This is a genomic window from Streptomyces sp. LS-MS-L19, assembly GCF_058382285.1.
Genome location: NZ_JBYCLL010000001.1, coordinates 6,618,197 through 6,642,741, shown reverse-complemented (window position 1 = coordinate 6,642,741; position 24,545 = coordinate 6,618,197). Strand labels below are relative to the sequence as shown.

22 protein-coding genes and 1 riboswitch are annotated in these 24,545 nt (G+C 69.4%); of the genes, 13 read left to right on the top strand and 9 right to left on the bottom strand.

The features are described from left to right. Positions 1–216: 216 nt before the first annotated feature. Positions 217–678 carry a hypothetical protein gene (locus tag AC2XR2_RS29810; protein WP_381300402.1) on the bottom strand — a complete coding sequence of 154 codons (462 nt, stop codon included), beginning with the start codon at positions 676–678 and terminating at the stop codon, positions 217–219. 169 nt (positions 679–847) lie between these two features. On the opposite strand from AC2XR2_RS29810, the gene AC2XR2_RS29805 reads away from it, so the two are divergent. Further along, entirely contained in the window at positions 848–1,816 is a 969-nt protein-coding gene (locus AC2XR2_RS29805; RefSeq protein WP_381300401.1) for a diacylglycerol/lipid kinase family protein, read from the top strand. A gap of 321 nt (positions 1,817–2,137) precedes the next feature. Then, on the top strand, positions 2,138–2,395 hold the full coding sequence (locus tag AC2XR2_RS29800) for a WhiB family transcriptional regulator (protein WP_006142322.1): 258 nt from the start codon (positions 2,138–2,140) through the stop codon (positions 2,393–2,395). A 219-nt stretch (positions 2,396–2,614) separates the two neighbouring features. Here the strand turns inward: AC2XR2_RS29800 and AC2XR2_RS29795 are convergent, their stop codons facing one another. Together AC2XR2_RS29795 and AC2XR2_RS29790 are read right to left on the bottom strand one after the other, a co-directional pair. Then, positions 2,615–4,081 carry a sensor histidine kinase gene (locus AC2XR2_RS29795; protein ID WP_491518528.1) on the bottom strand — a complete coding sequence of 489 codons (1,467 nt, stop codon included), beginning with the start codon at positions 4,079–4,081 and terminating at the stop codon, positions 2,615–2,617. A 387-nt stretch (positions 4,082–4,468) separates the two neighbouring features. Then, positions 4,469–5,110, bottom strand: a complete 642-nt coding sequence (locus AC2XR2_RS29790) for a TetR/AcrR family transcriptional regulator (protein WP_491516748.1) — start codon at positions 5,108–5,110, stop codon at positions 4,469–4,471. 95 nt (positions 5,111–5,205) lie between these two features. On the opposite strand from AC2XR2_RS29790, the gene AC2XR2_RS29785 reads away from it, so the two are divergent. Continuing rightward, positions 5,206–5,958 (top strand): SDR family oxidoreductase, encoded by a 753-nt coding sequence (locus AC2XR2_RS29785; protein WP_491516747.1) that lies wholly within the window; start codon positions 5,206–5,208, stop codon positions 5,956–5,958. A gap of 150 nt (positions 5,959–6,108) precedes the next feature. On the opposite strand, the gene AC2XR2_RS29780 is transcribed toward AC2XR2_RS29785, so the two are convergent. Next, positions 6,109–7,182: an SIS domain-containing protein gene (locus AC2XR2_RS29780; protein ID WP_381300398.1), complete on the bottom strand. Its 1,074-nt coding sequence runs from the start codon at positions 7,180–7,182 to the stop codon at positions 6,109–6,111. A 222-nt stretch (positions 7,183–7,404) separates the two neighbouring features. On the opposite strand from AC2XR2_RS29780, the gene nagB reads away from it, so the two are divergent. Then, positions 7,405–8,190: a glucosamine-6-phosphate deaminase gene (nagB, locus tag AC2XR2_RS29775; protein WP_491516746.1), complete on the top strand. Its 786-nt coding sequence runs from the start codon at positions 7,405–7,407 to the stop codon at positions 8,188–8,190. Positions 8,191–8,352: 162 nt separating this feature from the next. Here nagB and AC2XR2_RS29770 read toward each other — a convergent pair whose 3' ends face one another. The 4 genes from AC2XR2_RS29770 to AC2XR2_RS29755 form a co-directional block, all read right to left on the bottom strand. Continuing rightward, entirely contained in the window at positions 8,353–9,840 is a 1,488-nt protein-coding gene (locus AC2XR2_RS29770; protein WP_491516745.1) for a glycoside hydrolase family 3 protein, read from the bottom strand. A gap of 9 nt (positions 9,841–9,849) precedes the next feature. Beyond that, a complete protein-coding gene (locus AC2XR2_RS29765; RefSeq protein ID WP_491518527.1) occupies positions 9,850–10,716 on the bottom strand; it encodes a carbohydrate ABC transporter permease in 867 nt (288 codons plus the stop codon). A gap of 5 nt (positions 10,717–10,721) precedes the next feature. After that, positions 10,722–11,702: a carbohydrate ABC transporter permease gene (locus tag AC2XR2_RS29760; RefSeq protein ID WP_330264527.1), complete on the bottom strand. Its 981-nt coding sequence runs from the start codon at positions 11,700–11,702 to the stop codon at positions 10,722–10,724. A 75-nt stretch (positions 11,703–11,777) separates the two neighbouring features. Next, positions 11,778–13,061 carry an extracellular solute-binding protein gene (locus AC2XR2_RS29755; RefSeq protein WP_330264528.1) on the bottom strand — a complete coding sequence of 428 codons (1,284 nt, stop codon included), beginning with the start codon at positions 13,059–13,061 and terminating at the stop codon, positions 11,778–11,780. 306 nt (positions 13,062–13,367) lie between these two features. Between AC2XR2_RS29755 and AC2XR2_RS29750 the strand changes: the two genes are divergently transcribed. From AC2XR2_RS29750 to AC2XR2_RS29715, 8 genes are all read left to right on the top strand, one after another. Beyond that, positions 13,368–14,132 carry a GntR family transcriptional regulator gene (locus AC2XR2_RS29750; protein WP_330264529.1) on the top strand — a complete coding sequence of 255 codons (765 nt, stop codon included), beginning with the start codon at positions 13,368–13,370 and terminating at the stop codon, positions 14,130–14,132. A gap of 275 nt (positions 14,133–14,407) precedes the next feature. Further along, positions 14,408–14,659: a DUF3311 domain-containing protein gene (locus AC2XR2_RS29745; RefSeq protein WP_330264530.1), complete on the top strand. Its 252-nt coding sequence runs from the start codon at positions 14,408–14,410 to the stop codon at positions 14,657–14,659. Then, positions 14,656–16,266 carry a monocarboxylate uptake permease MctP gene (mctP, locus tag AC2XR2_RS29740; RefSeq protein WP_391191278.1) on the top strand — a complete coding sequence of 537 codons (1,611 nt, stop codon included), beginning with the start codon at positions 14,656–14,658 and terminating at the stop codon, positions 16,264–16,266. The genes AC2XR2_RS29745 and mctP overlap by 4 nt, the downstream gene beginning before the upstream one ends. A gap of 105 nt (positions 16,267–16,371) precedes the next feature. Then, on the top strand, positions 16,372–16,875 hold the full coding sequence (locus AC2XR2_RS29735; protein WP_381300392.1) for a GNAT family N-acetyltransferase: 504 nt from the start codon (positions 16,372–16,374) through the stop codon (positions 16,873–16,875). Between the two features lie 52 nt (positions 16,876–16,927). Next, positions 16,928–17,056: riboswitch (cobalamin riboswitch) on the top strand. A gap of 121 nt (positions 17,057–17,177) precedes the next feature. Next, complete coding sequence (locus tag AC2XR2_RS29730) at positions 17,178–19,541, top strand: ribonucleoside-diphosphate reductase subunit alpha (RefSeq protein WP_491516744.1); 2,364 nt, start codon at positions 17,178–17,180, stop codon at positions 19,539–19,541. After that, the gene (locus tag AC2XR2_RS29725) at positions 19,541–20,554 is read left to right on the top strand and encodes a ribonucleotide-diphosphate reductase subunit beta (RefSeq protein WP_491516743.1); all 1,014 of its coding nucleotides are present in this window, start codon (positions 19,541–19,543) and stop codon (positions 20,552–20,554) included. The genes AC2XR2_RS29730 and AC2XR2_RS29725 overlap by 1 nt, the downstream gene beginning before the upstream one ends. A gap of 213 nt (positions 20,555–20,767) precedes the next feature. After that, positions 20,768–22,819, top strand: coding sequence for a putative Ig domain-containing protein (locus AC2XR2_RS29720; protein ID WP_449349912.1), 2,052 nt, complete (start codon positions 20,768–20,770; stop codon positions 22,817–22,819). Between the two features lie 51 nt (positions 22,820–22,870). After that, the gene (locus AC2XR2_RS29715; protein WP_381300387.1) at positions 22,871–23,347 is read left to right on the top strand and encodes a hypothetical protein; all 477 of its coding nucleotides are present in this window, start codon (positions 22,871–22,873) and stop codon (positions 23,345–23,347) included. On the opposite strand, the gene AC2XR2_RS29710 is transcribed toward AC2XR2_RS29715, so the two are convergent. Beyond that, a complete protein-coding gene (locus AC2XR2_RS29710) occupies positions 23,314–23,451 on the bottom strand; it encodes a hypothetical protein (protein WP_330264536.1) in 138 nt (45 codons plus the stop codon). The genes AC2XR2_RS29715 and AC2XR2_RS29710 overlap by 34 nt on opposite strands. Positions 23,452–23,576: 125 nt before the next feature. On the opposite strand from AC2XR2_RS29710, the gene AC2XR2_RS29705 reads away from it, so the two are divergent. Beyond that, entirely contained in the window at positions 23,577–24,542 is a 966-nt protein-coding gene (locus AC2XR2_RS29705; RefSeq protein ID WP_330264537.1) for a helix-turn-helix domain-containing protein, read from the top strand. Positions 24,543–24,545: the final 3 nt, after the last annotated feature.

Sequence of the window (24,545 nt, the reverse complement as noted above, 5' to 3'; positions counted from 1 at the left end):
CGGCCTCACAGGGCCCCTCGGACACCCACCGGCACGGCGGCCACCCACCGCCCTCAGGCTCTACGACATCGCGTGGGCCCCTCCTGGGTCAGCAGTGCATCGAGCCAAGGACGCGGCACGTCCCGAAGCGACAGTCACTGCCGTGCGGGCCAGGCTGCCCGAGCCCCTCCCCGGCGGCGAGGCAGGTCAGCCTTCGCCCCCGCCCCTTGCGCAGTACTACGACTGCCGTTCCCCGCCCTCGGTCCGTCCCGGTCCCCTGATCCCCAGTGCCTGGGTCGTCTCGGAGTTGATCAGGAGGATCAGGGCGGCCAGCGCGACGACCGCGAGGGCGATGCCTGCCGGGATCGCCGCGCTGTCGGCCTGGAGGAGGTTGTAGGCGACGGGGAGGGCCATGATCTGGGTGATGACGGCCGGGCCCCGGCTCCAGCTGCGGCGGGCGAGCAGCCCACGCGCGGCGAGCAGCGGCAGCAGGGCGAGGACGATCAGCGTGATGCCCCCGGTGACGGCGGACTGCCGGTCGTCCGGATCGCCGACGAGTCCCTCCACGAGGATCCAGGCGCCTCCCACGACGAGCGCGAGCCCCTCCAGCGCGGCCAGGGCGGCGGCGTACGTCAGTCGCCGTGGGCGCGGACCGGCGGTCCCGGTCCCGGGGGTGGTGGGAGTCTGCTCGCTGCTCACCCTTGAAGGGTAGCCCTCGGCCCCGAAACCCCGCGGGTGAGGCGTGGTCGACGCACACCTCCGCGCGCGGGTTGCCTCACGCCCCCGTGGCAAGGTTCACGCAGCCAAGTCTTACGTGATCCCTACCTCGACCTGTGCCCGGTACCACCCAGTAGGTACGCTGCAACTCATGCGTGCACTTCTCGTGGTCAATCCGGCGGCAACCACCACAAGCGCACGTACGCGCGATGTCCTGATCCACGCGCTCGCGAGCGAGATGAAACTCGAGGCGGTCACCACCGAGTACCGCGGCCACGCGCGCGACCTGGGCCGGCAGGCGGCGGAGAGCAAGGACATCGACCTGGTCGTGGCCCTCGGCGGCGACGGCACGGTCAACGAGGTCGTCAACGGTCTTCTGTACGCCGGCCCCGACCCCGAGCGCCTCCCCGGTCTCGCCGTCGTCCCCGGCGGCTCCACCAACGTCTTCGCCCGCGCCCTGGGCCTGCCCAACGACGCCGTGGAGGCCACCGGCGCCCTCCTGGACGCCCTGCGCGAGGGCAGCGAGCGCACGGTCGGCCTCGGACTGGCCTCCGGCACACCCGGCACCGAGGACGAAGCCGTGCCGGGCCGGTGGTTCACCTTCAACGCGGGGCTCGGATTCGACGCCGGTGTGGTGGGACGGGTGGAGCAGCAGCGGGAACGCGGCAGGAAATCCACACACGCTCTCTACGTCCGCCAGGCACTGCGCCAGTTCTTCGGCGAGGCGCACCGCCGGCACGGGACGATCACCCTGGAACGGCCGGATGCGGAACCGGTGACCGATCTGGTCCTTTCCATAGTCTCGAACACCTCTCCGTGGACCTTCCTGGGCAATCACCCGATGTACGCGTCGCCTAAGGCCTCGTTCGATAAAGGCCTCGACGTACTCGGTCTCAGCCGCATGACGACGACCGCGATCGCCCGATATGGCACCCAGTTGCTCACTTCGTCCCCCGAACGCGGCCCCCACGGCAAGCACGCTGTGTCCCTGCACGACCTGGACCGGTTCACCTTGCATTCGAAGGTGCCTCTGCCCCTCCAGATGGACGGCGACCACCTCGGACTGCGCACGAGCGTGACGTTCACAGGCGTACGCCGTGCACTGCGTGTGATTGTGTGAGCAGAAGGGGCTAAAGTCCTTTCACTCGAACGTTTAGACCAGGGTCCACCCCATGGAAGTACGGCTGTGACCTAGTCGACACCGAGGAATCAAAAAAAACTTTCCGGAAGGGGTTGTATCCGCCGCTGAGGTTTGCGAGTCTCTACGTGGCGGTCGGGACAGCCCGCAACACCAGCGTCCACTGACCACCGGAACCCCTCTTCAATCCACAGGACCACGCCGGGGAAGACTCGGCGGGCGGCCCTTCACTTGTTGAGGGATTCGTGAAAGCGTTCACATTCACAAGCAACTTGCACGTAATACCAAGGAGAGGTAGCAGCCATGGACTGGCGTCACAACGCCGTTTGCCGCGAGGAAGACCCCGAGCTCTTCTTCCCCATCGGCAACACCGGTCCTGCGCTGCTGCAGATCGAGGAAGCCAAGGCCGTCTGCCGTCGCTGCCCCGTTATGGATCAGTGTCTGCAGTGGGCGCTCGAGTCCGGCCAGGACTCCGGCGTCTGGGGTGGTCTCAGCGAGGACGAGCGTCGCGCCATGAAGCGCCGTGCCGCCCGCAACCGGGCCCGTCAGGCTTCTGCCTGACACACCCGCCCCGCAAAACAGCCTGAGCTTGGCGGCGCGTACACCGCGTACGCTTCTCCCGCCCCCGAGCCGCAGCGCGCAGTACCCCCGATGCGCAGCAAAAGCTGGCAACGAGCATTTGAGCCCCGGACCCCTGAACGGTCCGGGGCTTTTTGCTGTCCGGCGCCGTAGCCACGACAGCGACGGCAGCGGTCGTACGGCAGTTGCGCTGATCCTGCGTTACTTGTGCGCCCGCACCGGCACGTCCAGGATCACCCTGGTCCCGCCCTCCGGCGCCGGGACCATGTCGAACGTACCGCCCAACTCCCCTTCCACCAACGTCCGTACGATCTGCAGGCCCAGGTTACCCGCGGTGTGCGGGTCGAAGCCCTCGGGCAGGCCGACGCCGTCGTCCTGGACGGTGACGAGGAGGCGGGCCTCCTTGGTGGTGCCGCCGCGGACGGCGGAGACCTCGACGGTGCCGGTCTCCCCCTCACGGAAGCCGTGCTCCAGGGCGTTCTGGAGGATCTCGGTCAGGACCATGGACAGCGGGGTGGCGACCTCGGCGTCCAGGATGCCGAAGCGGCCGCTGCGCCGGCCGGTGACCTTGCCGGGCGAGATCTCGGCGACCATGGCGAGCACCCGGTCCGCGATCTCGTCGAACTCCACGCGCTCGTCCAGGTTCTGGGACAGCGTCTCGTGCACGATCGCGATGGAGCCGACCCGGCGGACCGCCTCCTCCAGCGCCTCGCGGCCGCGGTCGGACTCGATGCGCCGGGCCTGGAGCCTGAGCAGGGCCGCCACCGTCTGGAGGTTGTTCTTCACCCGGTGGTGGATCTCCCGGATGGTCGCGTCCTTGGTGATCAACTCGCGCTCACGGCGGCGCAGTTCGGTCACGTCCCGGAGCAGCACCAGTGAACCGATGCGGCTTCCCTTGGGCTTGAGCGGGATGGCCCGGAACTGGATGACCCCGTCGTGCGCCTCGATCTCGAACTCTCGGGGTGCCCAGCCGCTGGCGACCTTGGCGAGCGCCTCGTCCACCGGGCCCCGGGTGGGGGCGAGTTCGGCGGTGGTCCGGCCGAGGTGCTGGCCGACCAGGTCGGAGGCGAGGCCCATGCGGTGGTAGGCGGACAGCGCGTTCGGGGAGGCGTACTGGACGATCCCGTCCGCGTCGAGCCGGATCAGGCCGTCGCCGACGCGCGGGGCCGCGTCCATGTCCATCTGCTGGTTGGGGAACGGGAAGGAGCCGGCCGCGATCATCTGCGCCAGGTCCGACGCGCTCTGGAGATAGGTCAGTTCGAGCCGGCTCGGGGTACGGACGGTGAGCAGGTTGGTGTTGCGCGCGATGACACCGAGGACGCGCCCCTCCCGCCGTACCGGAATCGACTCGACCCGGACCGGGACCTCCTCGCGCCACTCCGGGTCGCCCTCGCGCACGATCCGGCCCTCGTCGAGCGCCGCGTCCAGCAGCGGGCGGCGGCCGCGCGGGACGAGGTGGCCGACCATGTCGTCCTGGTAGGAGGTGGGGCCGGTGTTGGGGCGCATCTGGGCGACGGAGACATAGCGGGTGCCGTCGAGGGTGGGGACCCACAGGACCAGGTCGGCGAAGGAGAGGTCGGAGAGCAGCTGCCACTCCGAGACCAGCAGATGCAGCCACTCGAGGTCGGAGTCGTCGAGTGCGGTGTGCTGGCGGACCAGTTCGTTCATGGAGGGCACGGGTGCGAGCGTACCTGGGGGTATGTGAGTGGCGTGAAACCACCGTGCTCACCGGAGACCCTGCCCCGGAAACACCCGCGGGCCGCGGCGCCTGGGAAGGACCCTCAACCTTCCCGGCACCGCAGCCCGGAGCAATATCGGCCGTGGGGTGTGCGGTCCCGGTCGGCCGAAGGATGAGGACCCGGGGCAGTCAGGGCAGAGAGCTCCGGTTCCTCGGTCCGCCTTCCTGTGCGGGGAAGACGGAAGCGCGGTTCAATTGTGGACTAGACCACTAGGCGTGTCCATGCGTTGGAGCCTGTTTGTTGTTGGAGCTTTCCCGCACGGGAGCCAACTAGTCGGACGCCCTAACATCCACCACGCAGCCTAACGCGTGTGGGTTCATGTGCGGGGCCAGATCGCCATGGCAATTTCCGCGACGGCCTCCAGCTCCTCGCGGCTCGCGCCGTCGCGCGCCTGCTGGGACATGCCGTGCACGACCGCGCCGCTGTGCCGGGCAAGGGCTCGGGCGTCGGTGCCGGGAGGCAGTTCACCTGTGGCGATGCCGGCTCGGATACGGCTCTCGAAGGCGGCGATCATGGCGTTGCGCCGGTCCCGCAGCGACTTCGCGACCTCGGGAGTCGTGCAGTTGATGGCCGCGTGCGCGATGAGACAACCCTGCGGGCGGCCTGGGTCGGTGTACGCGCGGGCGGCCTCGCGCAACGTGCGCGCGACGGCGGCGCGGGCGGTGGGCTCCTCGGCGAGGGCACGGTCGGCGAAGGCCGCGTATCGGGAGTCGTAGACGCTCACGACCTCCTCGAAGAGCGAGCGCTTGTCGCCGAAGGCGGCGTACAGACTCGGGGCGCCGATGTCCATCACCCGGGTGAGGTCGGAGACGGAGGTGGCTTCGTACCCGCGCTCCCAGAACGCCAGGATCGCCTTCTCCAGCGCGGTCTCCCGGTCGAAGGAGCGGGGGCGGCCACGCGGCCTGGAGGGTGCGGTCGCGGCTGCGACCTGCGCTTTCGTGTCCCGGCGGCTCACCATGGAGTGAATTGTATAGCGGGTGCTAGAGAAAGGGCGGACGGCTGCTGTACGTTCTTTTTGTAGCGACCGCTAGGCAATGTGGAGGGGGCGTCGACATGGGCGTGCTTACGGGCAGGACAGCACTGGTCACCGGAGCGAGCCGGGGAATCGGACGGGCCGTGGCCGAGCGGCTGGCGCGGGACGGGGCGCGGGTCGCCGTGCACTACGGCAGCAATGAGGCGGCGGCGAAGGAGACGGTCACCGCGATCGAGGCGGCGGGCGGCAGCGCGTTCGCGATCCGCGCCGAGCTCGGTGTGCCGGGTGACGCGGAGACCTTGTGGGAGGCCTTCGACCGGTATGCGCAGGGGCTGGACATCCTGGTGAGCAACGCGGGGATGGCTATCTTCGCCGGCATCGTCGAGACGGACGAGGAGATGTACGACCGGACGCAGGCGGTCAACGCCAGAGCGCCCTTCTTCATCATCAAGCACGGCCTGCACCGGCTGCGCGACCAGGGCCGGATCATCAACGTCACGGCGGCCACGGAGGCGGCGATCGCCCCCATCGCCGCCACCCACATGGCCAAGGGCGCGGTGACCACCCTGACCCGCTCCCTCGCGGCCGAGCTGGCACCGCGCGGGATCACCGCCAACTCCGTGGGGCCGGGGTTCATCGACACCGATCTGACCAGCGCCGCGCTCTCCGACCCGGCGATACGCGCACACGCCGAGTCGGTGTCGGTCTTCGGACGGGTCGGCACGGCGTCCGAGGTCGCGGACGTGGTGGCGTTCCTGGCCTCACCGGACTCCCGCTGGGTCACCGGGCAGCACATCGACGCGACAGGGGGTTCGCTGCTGAGCCTGCACTAGAGCGCCGGACGCTGTGGCACGGCGGCCCGGAGCCCGGCCTTGCCGCCCAGTGCGCGCGTGGGCACTGAGCCACCTCGGCCCGGAGCCCGGTCTCGCCGCTCAGTGCGCCGGGGCCCTGCGGCAGCACGCCCCGGAACCCGGTCTCGCCGCTCAGTGCGTCTCCGTCACCTTCGCCAGCGCTCGCGGTGCGTCCGGGTCCTGGCCGCGGGCGATGGTGACCTCGTAGGCCAGGAGCTGGAGGGGGATGATCTCCAGGACGGGCTGGACCTCCTCGGCCACGTTCTCGGTGGGCAGGACGAAGCCGGCCGAGGCACGCTCGACCTGACCGCGGGGGCCGATCACGACCAGGTCCGCGCCGCGGCCGCGGAGCCGGTCGAGGACGGGCTGGAGGGCCTCTCCGCCCTTGCCGTCGGTGACCACGGCGATGACCGGGGAGACGTTGTCGACCATGGCGAGCGGGCCGTGCAGCAGGTCGGCGCCGGAGTAGGCGAGGGCCGGGATGTAGCTGGTCTCCATCAGCTTGAGGGCGGCTTCCTTGGCGGTGGGATAGCCGTAGCCGCGGGAGGTGATCACCATGCGCTCCGCGAAGCGGTAGCGGGCGGCGAGGGCGCGGACCTCGTTCTGGCGGGCGAGCAGTCCGGCGGCCAGCTCGGGCAGCACCTGGGCGGGGCCTCCGTCGCCGCCCCGCAGGCCCTCGACGAAGAGATAGAGCGCGAGGAGGGAGGCCGTGTAGGTCTTGGTCGCGGGGAGGGCCTTCTCCGGGCCGGCCATGACGTCGATGTGGTACTCGGAGACCCCGGCCAGCGGGGAGTCGGGGTTGTTGGTCACCGCGAGGGTGATGGCGCCGGCCTCGCGGGCGGCCCGGGTGGAGGCCACCAGGTCGGGAGAGCCGCCGGACTGGCTGACGGTGACGACCAGGACGTCGGTGAGGTCGGGGCGGGCTCCGTAGGCGGTGGTCGTCGACATGGAGGTGAGGCCGCAGGGCAGGCCGAGGCGGACTTCCAGGAGGTACTTGGCGTAGAGGGCCGCGTTGTCGGAGGTGCCGCGGGCGGTGAGCAGGACGAAACGGGGTGCCCGGGCGGCGATCTCCTGGGCGACCTTGCGGATGGCCGGGGCGCCCTCGTCCAGGATGCGGCGCAGCACGGCGGGCTGTTCGGCCATCTCGCGGGCCATGATCCGGCCGGGGAGTTCGCGGTGCGGGTCGGGTGTCGTGACGGTGGTCATGGCTCCTATTCCACTACCCGTTCCGCTCCCCCGCGAGGAAGGGCGGCCGACGTGGACGTGACGCGGAGGTGACGTGGTGACGACCTCCGGGGACCCTGGGCCGGGGAGGCCGATTCTGTTAGATTGGTCTAAACCACATGGGCTGTGCCGGGTCCGGTCGAGCCCTCCCGGTTCAGAGCGTTTCTCCAGTTCAGATCGTTTCCTCAGATCGGCAGGCCCAGCGTGGAAGTTGTCATCGTTCCGGACGCCAAGGCGGGTGGCGAGCTCATCGCCGAGGCCATGGCCCAGCTCCTGCGGCGCAAGCCCGACGCCCTGCTCGGGGTGGCGACCGGCTCGACCCCGCTGCCGATCTACGAGGCCCTGGCCTCGAAGGTGCGGGCCGGTGCCGTGGACGCCTCGCGGGCGCGGATAGCCCAGCTCGACGAGTACGTGGGGCTGCCGGCCGAGCATCCGGAGTCGTACCGGTCGGTGCTGCGGCGGGAGGTGCTGGAGCCGCTCGGGATACCGATGGACTCCTTCATGGGGCCGGACGGAACCGCGGAGGACATCCCGGGGGCCTGCCAGGCGTACGACGCGGCGCTGGCCGACGCCGGGGGCGTGGATCTGCAGCTGCTCGGGATCGGGACGGACGGGCACATCGGGTTCAACGAGCCGTGTTCCTCGCTGGCCTCGCGGACCCGGATCAAGACGCTCACCGAGCAGACCCGGGTGGACAACGCGCGGTTCTTCGAGGGGGACATCGCGCAGGTGCCGCACCATGTGATCACCCAGGGGATCGGGACGATCCTGGAGGCCCGGCATCTGGTGCTGCTGGCGACGGGCGAGGGCAAGGCGGATGCGGTGGCGGCGACGGTGGAGGGACCGGTGGCCGCCGTGTGTCCTGCGTCGGCGTTGCAGTTGCATCCACATGCGACGGTGGTGGTGGACGAGGGGGCGGCGTCGAAGTTGAAGCTGGCCGACTACTTCCGGCACACCTTTGTCAACAAGCCTGACTGGCAGGGGATTTAAAGCGGTTCGCGTCCGCGGGGTTCTGTTTGTTGCCGGGTGCGGTCGTCTGTGGCTGGTCGCGCACACGCGGCGGTAGCCGCATATCCAACGCTGCCCCGTACCCCTGACAAAGGCAGGTGCCGGTCCCTTTCGAAGGAACCGGCACCTGTTGCGTCGTAAGGCCTACTTCTCCCCCGCGATGACCTCCGCCGCCGCCCTGCCGCACACCCTTGCCGCCCCGTGGGTTGCGATGTGGAGGGCTCCTCGGGTGGGGGCCTGGGGAAGGCCCATTTCGATGACGATGGTGTCGGGGCGGGTGCGCAGGACGGTGTCCAGGGCCGCCGTCATCCAGGGGTGGCGGTGTTCGTCGCGGACCACGGCCACGATGCGGCGAGGGCCGGCCGCGGCCAGGGTCGCGAGGCCCGCGTCGTCGCCGGCGAAGCTGCCCGTCTCCGTGCCGGGCAGGAGCCGGGCGAGTTCGGCGGCCACGCCCCAGGGGGTCTCGTCGCCGACCGCGATGTTGGCCACCGGGGTGAAGGCGGCGACATAAGGGGCGGTGGTGAGGGGGGTGAAGCCGTCCGCGCCGGTGACGTGCAACGCCCTTCGGGCCGCGCGCAGGCCCACCTCCTCGTCGGCCGGGAGCTGGGTGTCGGCCGCACCGGCCGCCGTCCAGTGGGCCAGGGTGCGCACCCGTTCCGCCGCCTCGGCGAGGCGCTCCTCGGGGAGTTCGCCGGCGCGGACCGCGGAGACCAGGGCGTCGCGCAGGCGCCGTACCGTCTCGTCGTCGGCGAGGCCGCCGCCCACGCAGATCGCGTCGGCGCCGGCGGCGATGGCGAGGACGCTGCCGCGCTCGATGCCGTAGGTGCCGGCGATGGCCTGCATCTCCATGCCGTCGGTGACGATGAGGCCGGTGTAGCCGAGTTCGCCGCGGAGCAGATCGGTCAGGACCGGGTGGGACAGCGTTGCCGGGCGGTCCTGGTCCAGGGCCGGGACCAGGATGTGGGCGGTCATCACCGCGCGGGTGCCGGCGGCGATGGCCGCGCGGAAGGGCCGCAGTTCGCGCTCCAGCAGTACCGACCGGTCCACGTCGATGCGCGGCAGGGCGTGGTGGGAGTCGATCGCGGTGTCGCCGTGGCCCGGGAAGTGCTTCGTGCAGGCGGCGACGCCCGCCGACTGGAGCCCGGTGACGTAGGCCGCCGTGTGCCGGGCGACCAGGTCGGCGGTGGCGCCGAAGGAGCGCACGCCGATCACCGGGTTGGCGGGGTTGGAGTTCACGTCGGCCGAGGGGGCCCAGTTGAGGTTGACCCCGCAGGCCGCGAGGCGGCGGCCCAGCTCGGCGGCCACCGCGTGGGTGAGTTCCACGTCGTCCACGGCGCCGAGGGCGTTGTTGCCGGGGAAGGACGAGCCGGTGCCCACCTCCAGGCGGGTCACGTCACCGCCCTCCTCGTCGACGGCGACCAGGACGTCGTCGCGTTCGGCACGCAACTGGGCCGTCAGGGCCGCCAGTTGTTCCCGGGAGGCGATGTTGCGGCCGAACAGGCCGACCGAGGCGAGGCCCTCGCCGAGCCGGCGCAGCAGCCAGTCGGGGGCGGTGGTGCCGGTGAAGCCTGGTTGGAGGACCGTGAGGGCGTCCCGCGTGAGCGTGTCGGTGCCGCTGGCGAAAGTCGTCATCGGGGGGCGTTATCCCTTCACGGCGCCCGCGGTGAGGCCCGCGGCCATCTTGCGCTGGACGAGGAGGAAGAGGACCACGATCGGCACGGCCATCATGGTGGAACCGGCCATCATCGGGGCGTATTCGGTGCCGTGTTTGGTGGTGAAGTTGCCGAGCCAGACGGTCGCGGTCTGGTTCTTCTGGCTGAGCAGCATGAGGGCGTAGAGGTACTCGTTCCAGGCCTGGATGAAGGCGTAGACCGAGGTGGCGACCATGCCGGGGGCCAGCAGCGGGAAGACCACCCGCAGGAAGGCGCCGGTGGGCGAGCAGCCGTCGACCATCGCCGCCTCCTCCAGCTCCTTCGGGATGTTGACGATGAAGCCGCGCAGCGTCCACACCGTGAAGGGGAGGATGAAGGTCAGATAGGTGATGATCAGGCCGGACAGCTTGTCGTACTGGTCGAGGTCGTTCAGGAGCAGGAAGACCGGAATGATCATCGCGACCAGGGGGACCATCTGGACCGCGAGGATGCCCACGATCACGATCTTGCGGCCGCGGAAGGCGAAGCGGGAGATGGCGAGCGCGGCCAGGGTGCCGACCACGATGCCGATCGCCACGACCGCCAGGGAGACGATCAGACTGCGGCCGACCGGACCCCAGAAGTCGGCGATGTCCAGCGCGCGGCTGAAGTTGCTCAGCGTCACGCCCGTCGGCAGCAGGCTCGGGTCCGGGTCGATGGCGTCCTTCGCCGGCTTGAACGCCGTGTTGAGCATCCAGTAGACCGGGAAGCCGGCGGTGAGGAAGACGAGGAGACCGAGGAGGTTCCAGCCGACCTTGGACTTCCGGGCCCGCGCGGTGCTCCCCGAGCCGCTCCCCGTCCTGGCGACGGCGTCCATGATGGTCATTCGACCTCTCCGATCTTCAGCATCTGACGCATGTAGACGGCGACCACCCCGAGCAGCAGCAGCACGGTGATGAGGGCGATCGCGGAGCCCTGCGCGTAGTCGTTGACCACGAAGGCGCGGTCGTAGGAGTACGTGGGCAGGATCTGGAACTCCGGCTCCGGGTGCCCGTTGCGCATCACGAACACCTGCGGGAAGACGCCCATGTCCCAGATGACCGACAGGGTCGTCAGCATCACGATGATGGGCTTGAGGATCGGCAGGGTGACGTACCGGAACACGCCCCAGGCGCCGGCGCCGTCGAGACGGGCGGCCTCCTCCATCTCCTTGGGGACCTGGGTGAGTCCGGCGCTCAGGGTGATCACCACGAAGGGCACCGCGCCCCAGACCACCAGCAGCATGATCACGGCAAGGCCCTGGGGACCGCTGGCGAACCAGTTGTGGCCGATCATCTCGACGCCGGGCAGCTTGCTGAGCAGCGCGTTGAGGATGCCGTAGTCCGCGTCGAACAGCCACTTGAAGACCGTGGTGGCGACGATGATCGGCATGCCCCAGCTGGCCACCAGCGCGATGTTGATCAGGGTCTTCACCCAGCCGGAGACCCGCTGGAGCAGCAGGGCGATCAGCATGCCGGCGACCATCGTGAAGATGACGCAGCCCGCGGCGAAGACGATGGTCCGAACGACGACCGCCCAGAACTCGCCGTCGTCGAGCACGCCGGTGAAGTTGTCGAAGCCGACCCACTCGGCGGGCTGGAAGCCCCACAGCTGGGACTGGCCGAACTTCTGGAACGACAGGGTGACCAGGCGGACCAGCGGATAGCCCATGACCAGGCCGAGGATGAGCAGGCAGGGCGCGAGCAGCAGCCAGGGGGTGGTGCCGGAGCTCCGCCGTCTGCGGGGCGCCACCGGCGGGGAGGGCGGTGGTACCGGCATCGGCGGCGGCACCTCGGTGGGGGTGGTCGTGTCTGCGGCACTCATGGCGCGCTCCTCAGCGGTCCCTCTGGTCGTACGGGAAGCAGGGCCCCGCCGTTCTCAACGGGGCCCTGCCTGCGGTCACTTGGTGTTGATGACCTTGTCGATCGCCGCGTCGGCCGCCTTGGCCGCCGCCTCGACGGACTGCTTGCCGGTGCCGATGTTCTGCAGCATGTTCTGCAGGACCTGGGCCTTCTCGACCTGGCCCCAGCCGGGTGCCATGGGCACGAACCAGTTGGACTCGGCCGCGGTGGCCGGGACCGCCGTCGCCGGGTCGTTCTTCAGGGTGGCGAGGTCGGTCTTGTTGTTGGGCAGGTTGCCCTTGGCCATCAGGCCCTTCTGGCCGGAGGGACCGGTGAAGGCGTTGATCCACTCGGCGGCGACGGCCTGCGCCTTCGACTTCACGGGCACGGCGAGGTCCGAACCGCCCAGGAAGACGGGCAGGTTCTTGCCGGACGGGCCGGGCATCACGAAGTTCTCGAGGTTGTCCTTGAGCTTGCCGGTCTTGTCGTTCTTCGGGTCGGCGGAGGTCGCACCCTCCCAGGCCGCGCCGAAGATCATGCCGGACTTGCCCTGGCCGTAGACGATGTAACGGTCGGACTCGTCCTTGGTCTTGTCGCCGTGCATGTACTTGTCGACGACGTTCTTGAACTCGGTGAGGCCCTTGATGGACTCGGGCGAGGAGAGGTTGGCCTTCCAGGTGCCGCCCGAGTCGACGGCGATGGAGCCGCCGGCGTCGTAGACGAAGGACATGGCCGCGTACCAGTCACGGGTGGGCTGGTACCAGGCGGAGAACTTGTCGCCCTCCTTCTTCTGGACCTTGTCGAGCGCGGCGGTGAGCTCCGCGTAGGTCTTCGGGGTGGACTTGACGCCGACCGAGGCGAAGACGTCCTTGCGCCAGTTGCCGACGCGGCCGCCCGCGTAGTAGGGGACGCCGTAGGTCTTGCCGTCGTACGTCACCGAGGCCTTGAGGCCGTCGAGCCAGGCGGAGGAGTTGGTGAACTTCGAGGCGTCCAGGGGCGCGAAAGCCCCCTTGACCATGTAGCCCAGCATCTCGGTGTTGCCCATCTCGACCACGTCGGGGGCCTTGTCGGTGGCGAGGACCGCGTCGAGCTTGGTGTTCTTGTCGGGCCAGCCGTAGTACTCGTGGTTGATCTTGATGCCGGGGTGCTTCTTCTGGACCGCGGCGTCCGCGGCCTTCACCAGCTCGGGCCAGTTGTTCTGGGCGTCGACGGTGAGCCAGACGGTCAGCTCCTTGGCGTCCGCGCCGCTGTTGTCCGAACTTCCGCTGTCGCTGCCCCCACATGCCGCGACCGAGACCATCATGCCCGCGATGCCTATCGCGGCTGCCAGCTTGCGCTTCACGCCACCCTCCTCAGGGATGCCCACACCTCCCGCCCACGAGCCGGGACCTGGACCAATGGTGTAGACCAGTAGGGGGAGCTTGGACCAGACCACGGGGCCTGTCAAGAGCCTGCGAAACCGCTCTGACCAGCCGTTATGCGAGCTACATATGCAGGAACCATTAGTAAAGAAGCCAGCGAAAACAGCGGCGGCGGAGTAGTGTCGTCCGCTATACCACTCACCTCTGTGGACTAGACCAAAAGAGTCGGCGACGGTATACAGAAGGGATCACGATGTGACCCGCATCCGGAGCCGGGAAGGCAGACCATGAGCAGCGACGTCAGCAGTGCGGAGACCGAGGGCGGGGCAGGCGTCCGTACCGCGCGCGTGCCCAAGTACTACCGCCTGAAGAAGCACCTGCTCGACATGACGGAGACCCAGTCGCCCGGCACCCCGGTACCCCCCGAGCGCACCCTCGCCGCCGAGTTCGACACCTCCCGCACGACCGTCCGCCAGGCGCTCCAGGAACTGGTGGTCGAGGGGCGCCTGGAGCGGATCCAGGGCAAGGGCACCTTCGTCGCGAAGCCGAAGGTGTCCCAGGCGCTGCAACTCACCTCGTACACCGAGGACATGCGCGCCCAGGGCCTGGAACCCACCTCGCAGCTGCTCGACATCGGTTACATCACCGCCGACGACCGGCTCGCCGAGCTCCTCGACATCACGGCCGGCGGCCGGGTGCTGCGCATCGAGCGACTGCGCATGGCGAACGCCGAGCCGATGGCCATCGAGACGACCCACCTCTCCGCCAAGCGCTTCCCGGCCCTGCGCAGGTCCCTCGTCAAGTACACGTCCCTCTACACGGCGTTGGCCGAGGTCTACGACGTCCATCTCGCCGAGGCCGAGGAGACGATCGAGACCTCCCTGGCCACCCCGCGCGAGGCGGGCCTGCTCGGCACCGACGTGGGCCTGCCGATGCTGATGCTGTCCCGGCACTCGTACGACAAGACGGGCGAGCCGGTGGAATGGGTGCGGTCGGTGTACCGGGGAGACCGGTACAAGTTCGTGGCCAGGCTCAAGCGGCCGATGGATTGAGGCACGCGGCAAGCGGCGTCGGCTGGGGGGTCCGGGGGTCGCCCCCCGGAACAATGCAGCGTGGCCTGCCTCAAGCGGCCCGTCGACCGACGCACACCCTGTGGCGCAACCGCGCTTCCTGCTCTACGGTCCTCCCGACTCCAACTGGACGGGAGGACCTCGCTGCTTCACAGAATCGACATACCGATATGCGGACGAGGTCTTTCGCTCACGTGACACGGTGACCTAGATTGCCTGCGCGTTACAGGTGATCAGCGAGGGGACGGAGGCAGGACATGTCGGATGCGCCTGAAGCGAGACCACCGGTGGTGACACCGGTACGGGTGGTCATCGCCCTCTGTCTGATCGCCCCGTTCGTGGCGATGCTGTGGGTCGGCTCGTACGCCAAGGTCGACCCCGAGTTCATCGGCATCCCGTTCTTCTACTGGTACCAGATGCTGTGGGTGCTGATCTCCACCGCGCTGACGATGATCGCGTACCAGCTGTGGCAGCGTGACCAGCGCGCCCGTCGTGGAGGTTCCAAGTGAACGACGGCGTCAACGGCGTGGCTCTCGCCGTCTTCATCCTCTTCTTCCTGGCCGTCACGGTCATGGGCTTCCTCGCCGCACGCTGGCGCAAGGCCGAGAACGAGCACAGCCTCGACGAATGGGGCCTGGGCGGCCGGTCGTTCGGCACCTGGATCACCTGGTTCCTGCTGGGCGGCGACCTCTACACGGCGTACACCTTCGTCGCGGTGCCCGCGGCGATCTACGCGGCGGGCGCGGCCGGCTTCTTCGCGGTGCCGTACACGATCCTGGTGTACCCGCTGATCTTCACCTTCCTGCCCCGCCTGTGGTCGGTCTCCCACAAGCACGGGTACGTCACGACCTCGGACTTCGTGCGCGGCCGCTTCGGCTCCAAGGGCCTGTCGCTGGCGGTGGCGGTCACCGGCATCCTCGCGACCATGCCGTACATCGCGCTCCAACTGGTCGGCATCCAGGCGGTCCTGGACGTCATGGGCGTCGGTGGCGGCGAGAACACCAACTGGTTCGTGAAGGACCTCCCGCTGCTGATCGCCTTTGGTGTCCTCGCGGCCTACACGTACTCCTCGGGCCTCCGCGCCCCTGCCCTGATCGCGTTCGTGAAGGACACGCTGATCTACATCGTCATCGCGGTGGCGATCATCTACATCCCGATCAAGCTGGGCGGCTTCGACGACGTTTTCGGCGCCGCGAGCGAGAAGTACACGGCGGCCAAGGCGGGCGGACTGGTCCCCCTGGAGGCGGGCCAATGGACGTACGCCACGCTGGCGTTGGGCTCCGCGCTCGCGCTCTTCATGTACCCGCACTCGATCACCGCGACGCTCTCCTCCCGCAGCCGTGAGGTGATCCGCCGCAACACCACGATCCTGCCGCTGTACTCGCTGATGCTCGGCCTGCTGGCCCTGCTCGGCTTCATGGCGATCGCGGCCGGGGTCAAGGTCACCAACCCGCAGTTGGCGATCCCGCAGCTGTTCGAGGACATGTTCCCGGACTGGTTCGCGGGCGTCGCCTTCGCGGCCATCGGCATCGGGGCGCTCGTCCCCGCGGCCATCATGTCGATCGCGGCCGCGAATCTCTTCACCCGCAACATCTACAAGGACTTCATCAAGCCGGACGCCACGCCGGCCCAGGAGACGAAGGTCTCCAAGCTGGTGTCCCTGCTGGTGAAGGTGGGCGCCCTGGTCTTCGTCCTCACCATGGACAAGACGGTCGCCATCAACTTCCAGCTCCTGGGCGGCATCTGGATCCTCCAGACCTTCCCGGCCCTGGTCGGCGGCCTGTTCACCCGCTGGTTCCACCGCTGGGCGCTGCTCGCCGGCTGGGCGGTCGGCATGATCTACGGCACGGTCGCCGCGTACGGCGTCGCCTCCCCGACCCAGAAGCACTTCGGCGGCTCGGCGAAGGAGATCCCGGGCATCGGCGAGATCGGCTACATCGGCCTCACCGCGTTCATCCTGAACGTGGCGGTGACGGTGGTCCTCACCTTCATCCTGAAGGCGGCCAAGGCCCCCGACGGCATCGACGAGACCAGCCCGGAGGACTACACGGCGGACGCGGGCGACCCGGGGGTCGAGGTAGAACTCCCGCCCGCTACCGCGGGAACCTCCCACTGACCCACCCAGGGGCGCGGGGAACTGCGCGAGCAACCACACACAACCGGCAGCGGGCCACCGAGGAGCAAGACCCTCGGCGGCCCGCTTTCGTGCACACTCACCCCCATGACGATCGTGATCCGCCCCGCAGACCCCACCGACTACACAGCCCTCGGCGAGATCACCGCAAGGGCCTACCTGAACGACGGCCTCCTGGCCTTCGGCGACGAGGACGACTGGTACCTCGAAGAGCTCAAGAACGTGGCCAAGCGAGCCGCACACGCCGAAGTCCTGGTCGCCGTCTCCGGATCAGAACTGCTCGGCGGAGTCACCTACGTCCCCGACGGCGGCCCCCTGTCGGAGATAGCCCGCCCCGGAGAGGCGGAGATCCGCATGCTCGCCGTAACCCACGAGGCCCGCGGCCGAGGCGTAGGACGAGCTCTCGTCCAGGCCTGCATCGACCGCGCGAGCGCCGCCGGCACGGACCTCGTCCTGTGCACCCAGCCCACTATGCACACGGCCCACCGCATCTACGAACGCCTGGGTTTCACCCGCGCCCCGGAGCGCGACTGGCACCCCGTTCCGGAGTCCCCCGACTTCACGCTCCTCACCTACGAGTTGACGCTCTGAAGTCACCGCGACACAACATATGGGCCTGCTTCCATCACCCGGCACAAGATGTATGCTCATGCTCGCTGTCGCCGCAGGGGAATCCGGTGTGAATCCGGAACTGTCCCGCAACGGTGTACTCATGCGTGCATCAGCACACATGAGCGTAAGTCCGAGGACCTGCCGACAGTACGCCCGGCCACCGTGGCCCGGGTGTCATGACGTCCGGGCCTCGTGGAATGGGCCGGTGGACGCGACGCCGTGCGCGCTCGCGTGCTGCCCCCTGCCCTCAAGGCCCCGTGCCAGCGAGGGAGAGCCCCCACGTGACCATCGCGCCAGCCGACCCGGCTTCAGCAGCGATCGAGCGGACCGAGCAGGAGACCGACGGCCCCGGTGCCGCGCTGCTGCGGACCCTGACCGCCCTGACGGCCGACCTTCCCGACGCCGACCCCGGCCGGGTCGCCGCCGCCGCGCTCCGCGGCCGGTCCGCGCGGGCCGACGAGTCGGAGTTGCGCGAGCTGGCCACCGAGGCCGCGGCCGGACTCATCTCCGAGGACCCCGCCTACAGCAGGCTGGCCGCGCGGCTGCTGACGATCTCCATCGCCGCCGAGGCCGCCTCCCAGGGCGTCACCTCGTTCACCGGTTCGGTCGCCGTCGGCCACCGCGAGGGCCTGATCGCCGACCGTACGGCCGAGTTCGTACGGGTCCACGCCGACCGCCTCGACGCGCTCATCGACCCTGAGGGAGACGACCGCTTCGGCTACTTCGGTCTGCGCACCCTGCACAGCCGCTATCTCCTCCGGCACCCGATCACCCGCAAGGTCATCGAGACGCCCCAGCACTTCATGCTGCGTGTCGCAGCCGGGCTGGCCGAGGACGACACCCCTCGCGCGCTCACCGAAGTCGCCGCGCTCTACGGCCTCATGAGCCGCCTGGACTACCTCCCCTCCTCCCCCACCCTCTTCAACTCCGGCACCCGGCACCCCCAGATGTCGTCCTGCTACCTCCTCGACTCCCCGAAGGACGAGCTCGACTCCATCTACGACCGCTACCACCAGGTGGCCCGGCTCTCGAAGCACGCCGGCGGCATCGGCATCGCGTACTCCCGCGTCCGCAGCCGCGGTTCGCTGATCCGGGGCACCAACGGGCACTCCAACGGCATCGTCCCGTTCCTGAAGACGCTGGACGCGAGTGTCGCCGCCGTGAACCAGGGCGGCCGGCGCAAGGGTGCCGCCGCGGTGTACCTGGAGACCTGGCACTCCGACATCGAGGAGTTCCTGGAGCTCAGGGACAACACCGGTGAGGACGCCCGGCGTACGCACAACCTGAACCTCGCGCACTGGATCCCGGACGAGTTCATGCGCCGGGTCAACGCCGACGCCGAGTGGTCCCTGTTCTCCCCCGCCGACGTGCCGGAGCTGGTCGACCTGTGGGGCGACGAGTTCGACGCGGCGTACCGCAAGGCCGAAGCGCAGGGGCTCGCGCGCAAGACCATCCCGGCCCGCGACCTCTACGGCCGCATGATGCGCACCCTCGCGCAGACCGGCAACGGCTGGATGACCTTCAAGGACGCGGCCAACCGCACCGCCAACCAGACGGCCCTGCCCGGGCACACGGTCCACTCCTCCAACCTCTGCACGGAGATCCTGGAGGTCACGGACGACGGGGAGACGGCGGTCTGCAACCTGGGGTCGGTGAACCTCGGCGCCTTCGTGGACGGGACCGACCTCGACTGGGAGCGGCTGGACGCCACCGTCCGCACCGCCGTCACGTTCCTCGACCGGGTCGTCGACATCAACTTCTACCCGACCGAGCAGGCCGGGCGGTCCAACGCCAAGTGGCGTCCGGTGGGCCTGGGCGCGATGGGTCTCCAGGACGTCTTCTTCAAGCTGCGGCTGCCCTTCGACTCGCCGGAGGCCAAGGCGCTCTCCACCCGGATCGCCGAGCGCGTCATGCTCGCCGCCTACGAGGCCTCCGCCGATCTCGCCGAGCGCAACGGCCCGCTGCCGGCCTGGGAGAAGACCCGTACCGCGCAGGGCGTCCTGCACCCCGACCACTACGACGTCACCTCGAACTGGCCCGAGCGCTGGGCAGCACTGCGCGAGCGCATGGCCGGCACCGGGCTGCGCAACAGCCTGCTGCTCGCCATCGCGCCCACCGCGACCATCGCCTCGATCGCCGGAGTGTACGAGTGCATCGAGCCGCAGGTCTCCAACCTGTTCAAGCGCGAGACGCTGTCCGGAGAGTTCCTCCAGGTCAACTCGTACCTGGTGAACGACCTCAAGGAGCTCGGCGTCTGGGACGCCCGCACCCGTGAGGCGCTGCGCGACTCCAACGGCTCGGTGCAGGACTTCGCGTGGATCCCGGCGGACGTACGGGCGTTGTACCGCACCGCGTGGGAGATCCCGCAGCGCTCCCTGATCGACATGGCGGCGGCGCGCACGCCGTACCTCGACCAGTCGCAGTCCCTGAACCTCTTCCTGGAGACGCCGACCATCGGCAAGCTCTCCTCGATGTACGCGTACGCCTGGAAGTCCGGGCTGAAGACGACGTACTACCTGCGCTCGCGCCCGGCGACCCGGATCGCCCGCGCGGCTCAGGCCACCGTCCCCGTCCAGCAGGCGGCCCCGGAAGACGCCGTCGCCTGCTCCCTGGAAAACCCCGAGTCCTGCGAGGCATGCCAGTAATGACCACCGAAGCCAAGAACCTCCTCGACCCGGGCTTCGAGCTGACCCTCCGGCCCATGCGCTACCCGGACTTCTACGAGCGCTACCGGGACGCCATCAAGAACACCTGGACCGTCGAGGAGGTCGACCTCCACTCCGACGTCTCCGACCTCGCCAAGCTCAGCCCGGCCGAGCAGCACCTCATCGGCCGTCTGGTGGCCTTCTTCGCGACGGGTGACTCGATCGTCGCGAACAACCTGGTGCTGACGCTCTACAAGCACATCAACTCCCCCGAGGCGCGGCTCTACTTGAGCCGCCAGCTCTTCGAGGAGGCCGTGCACGTCCAGTTCTACCTGACGCTGCTCGACACCTACCTCCCCGACCCGGAGGACCGGGCGGCGGCCTTCGACGCCGTGGAGAACATCCCCTCGATCCGCGAGAAGGCGGAGTTCTGCTTCAAGTGGATCGACGAGGTGGAGAAGCTGGACCGCCTGGAGTCCCAGGCCGACCGCCGCCGTTTCCTGCTCAACCTGATCTGCTTCGCCGCGTGCATCGAGGGCCTGTTCTTCTACGGCGCCTTCGCGTACGTCTACTGGTTCCGCAGCCGGGGCCTGCTGCACGGTCTCGCGACCGGCACCAACTGGGTGTTCCGCGACGAGACCATGCACATGTCCTTCGCCTTCGACGTGGTCGACACCGTCCGCAAGGAGGAGCCGGAGCTCTTCGACGAGCAGCTCCGGCAGCAGGTCACCGACATGCTGGCGGAGGCCGTCGAGGCGGAACTCCAGTTCGCGCGGGACCTGTGCGGCGACGGACTGCCGGGCATGAACACCGAATCGATGCGGCAGTACCTGGAGTGCGTCGCCGACCAGCGCCTCACGCGGCTCGGCTTCGCCCCGGTGTACGGCTCCGAGAACCCCTTCTCCTTCATGGAGTTGCAGGGCGTCCAGGAGCTGACCAACTTCTTCGAGCGGCGGCCGTCCGCGTACCAGGTGGCCGTGGAGGGCACGGTCGACCTGGACGAGGACTTCTAGCCGGGACTTCTAGCCGGGCCCTGGGACGGCCCATGGAGCTTCCATGGGCCGTCCATGAGCCTGCTATGGAGCAGCAAAGATCTCCCTTCGCCGCTTCTCCCGCCTTCACGTGGGCCGCTAGCTTCTGGCACGTCATGCTCATGACTGCGTGATCTGCCGCCGCTACGCGCGTCACGGGCCTGCCTGTAACCCCACCGATGGAGGCAGTACCCCATGCGTGAAACGCCCCGACGGAGCCTGCGAAGACTCCTGACCACCGCGATACCCGCCCTCGCGCTCGCCCTCGCCGGATTCGCGGCCACCCCGGCCCACGCGGCACCGGCGACCACCCACACCTCGCGTGTGGCCCAGAACGCCACCGCCCTCACCTCCCCCGCCCGGCAGACCTTCCACACCACCGGCAAGGCCGGCCAGAAGGTGCCGACCACCCACCTGTGCGCGACGGCGGCCCCCGGCCAGGCCTCCTGTTTCGCCCAGCGCCGCACCGACATCAAGCAGCGGCTCGCCACCGCGCTGGCCTCCGCCGCCGCGGCCCCCTCCGGCCTCAGCCCGGCCAACCTGCACAGCGCCTACAACCTGCCCTCGACGGGCGGCTCCGGCCTGACGGTCGCCGTGGTCGACGCCTACAACGACCCCAACGCCGAGTCGGACCTGGCCACTTACCGCTCGCAGTACGGCCTCTCCGCCTGCACCAAGGCCAACGGCTGCTTCAAGCAGGTCAGCCAGACCGGCTCCACCACCTCGCTGCCCAGCAACGACACCGGCTGGGCCGGTGAAGAGGCGCTGGACATCGACATGGTCAGCGCGGTCTGCCCGAACTGCAACATCATCCTCGTGGAGGCCAACTCGGCCAACGACTCCGACCTCGGCATCGCCGAGAACGAGGCCGTGTCCCTGGGCGCCAAGTTCGTCTCCAACAGCTGGGGCGGCGACGAGGCCTCCTCCCAGACCAGCGAGGACACCTCGTACTTCAAGCACCCCGGTGTCGCCATCACCGTCTCCGCCGGCGACTCCGCCTACGGCGCCGAGTACCCGGCGACCTCCCAGTACGTGACGGCGGTCGGCGGTACGGCGCTGTCGACGTCCTCCAACTCCCGCGGCTGGACCGAGTCGGTGTGGAAGACCAGCTCCACCGAGGGCACCGGCTCGGGCTGCTCCGCGTACGACCCGAAGCCCGCCTGGCAGACGGACACGGGCTGCTCCAAGCGCATGGAGGCCGACGTCTCCGCGGTCGCCGACCCGGCCACCGGTGTCGCGGTCTACGACACCTACGGCGGCTCCGGCTGGGCCGTCTACGGCGGCACCAGCGCCTCCGCCCCGATCATCGCCGGTGTGTACGCCCTCGCCGGCACCCCGGGCTCCAGTGACTACCCGGCGAAGTACCCCTACTCCCACACCGGCAACCTGTACGACGTCACCAGCGGCAACAACGGCTCCTGCTCCCCGTCGTACTTCTGCACCGCGGCCACCGGCTACGACGGCCCGACCGGCTGGGGCACTCCCAACGGCACCACCGCCTTCACCGCCGGCACCACCACCGGCAACACGGTGACCGTCACCAATCCGGGCAGCCAGTCGACCACCACCGGCGGCACCGCCAGCCTCCAGATCAGCGCGACCGACAGCGCCGGGGCGGCCCTGACCTACAGCGCGACCGGCCTGCCGACCGGGCTGTCGATCAGCAGCTCGACCGGCAAGATCACGGGTACGGCGTCCACCGCGGGCACCTACCAGGTCACCGTCACCGCGAAGGACTCGACCGGCGCCTCCGGCTCGGCCTCCTTCACCTGGACCGTCGGTTCGTCCAGCAGCACCTGCACCTCGGCCCAGCTGCTCGGCAACCCCGGCTTCGAGTCGGGCAGCACCACCTGGACCTCCTCCAGCGGCGTCATCACCAACGCCACCGGCGAGTCGGCGCACGCCGGCTCCTACTACGCCTGGCTCGACGGCTACGGGTCGAGCCACACCGACACGCTCTCCCAGTCGGTGACCGTCCCGAGCGGGTGCAAGGCGACCTTCACCTTCTACCTGCACATCGACACCGCGGAGACCGGCAGCACCGCCTACGACAAGCTGACGGTCACCGCCGGTTCGACCACCCTGGCCACCTACTCCAACGTCAACGCGGCCTCCGGCTACGTCCAGAAGTCCTTCGACCTCTCCTCGTACGCCGGCTCCACCGTCGCCCTGAAGTTCAGCGGCGTGGAGGACTCCTCGCTCCAGACCAGCTTCGTCATCGACGACACGGCCGTCACGACCAGCTGACCCGGATCCAGGAGTAGGTGTCGTACGTCCAAGGGGGGAGAGGAGATCCCCATGCGTCGTACGACCCACCGCACGACCCTCGCCCTCGCCGCACTGACCCTGCTGGCGGGGGCGGGATGCGGCACCCAGGCAGGAAGCGACGGGGGTGACGGCACCACCGTGTCGCCGTCACCCCCGTCGTCGTCCCCCTCGGCGTCCGCACCGCCGTCACCCGGCTGTACGTCCGTCCCCGAGCTCGGCGCCTCCGACAGTGGCGCCACGGTCTGTCTGGCCGTGGGCGACACCGTCCGGCTGAGCCTGGACGGGACGAAGAGCCGCCCCTGGAGCCCGGTCACCGTCAAGGGCACCGGTCTGGAGCCCGTCAACAGCGGCTTCGTGCTCCAGCCAGGCGACGCGAACGCGGCGTACAGGGCGGTCTCGGCGGGACAGGTGCGACTGACGTCGTCGCGCCCCCTGTGCGCCACCGAGACCGGCAAGGTCTCCTGCAAGGGCATTCAGGAGTGGTGGGTCACCGTGGTGGTGAAGTAGCGCCGCTGCGCCTGCCGGATCTGACGGTCGACGCGCTTGTCGTGGACGATCCCGATCACGGACGGGAGCACCAGCAGAGCGAGGATTCCGAGAACAATCAGCATTCCGATCAGTCCTTCTGTCTGCGCTGAAGTCATGTCACTACTGTCGCGCCCCAGACTCCTGACAAACAGTGGCAGGACTGCCGCACACCCTCGATTTACTGCCAAGCCTGAGGCACACTGGCGGCATGCTGACGAACGTGGCCGCCGTCGTCCTGGACGGTGTGAATCCCTTCGAGCTCGGTGTCGTGTGCGAGGTCTTCGGCACCGACCGCAGCGATGACGGACTGCCGGTGTACGACTTCGCGGTGGCCTCGGCCGAGGGCCCCACGCTGACCTCGCGCTCGGGCTTCTCCCTGCACGTCGAGCACGGCCTGGAGCGGCTGGAGTCGGCCGACCTGATCGCCGTGCCGGCCGGCGCCTGCTACGAGTCGCGGGAGTTCCCGCCCGAGCTGCTGGAGGCCCTGCGGCGCGGGGTCGAGCGCGGCGCCCGGGTGCTCAGCGTGTGCTCCGGCGTGTTCGTGCTGGCCGCCGCCGGGCTGCTCGACGGCCGGCGCTCCGCCGTGCACTGGAAGCACGTGGACGAGCTGACCCGGGCGTACCCCCGGCTGACCGTCGAGCCCGACGTCCTGTACGTCGACGAGGGGCCGGTGATCACCTCGGCGGGCACCGCCGCCGGCATCGACGCCTGTCTGCACATCGTGCGCACGGAGCAGGGCCCCGAGGTCGCCAACAAGATCGCCCGTCGGATGGTCGTACCCCCGCACCGGGACGGCGGACAGGCCCAGTACATCGAGCGGCCGCTGCCCGCGTCGAAGTGCGACACCGTGGGCGAGGTGCTGGTGTGGATGGAGCGGCACCTCGACGAGGACGTCACCGTCGAACAGCTGGCCGAACGCGCGCTGATGTCCCCGCGCACCTTCGCCCGCCGCTTCCAGCAGGAGACGGGGACCACTCCCTACCGCTGGATCCTGCGCCAGCGGGTGCTGCTGGCCCAGCGGCTGCTGGAGGCGACGGACGAGACGGTGGACGCGATCGCGGGCCGAACCGGGTTCGGCACCGCGGCCGCGCTGCGCCACCAGTTCCTGCGGGCGGTGGGCACCACCCCGAACGCCTACCGGCGCACCTTCCAGGGCCCGGAGGCGGCCGCCTGAGGC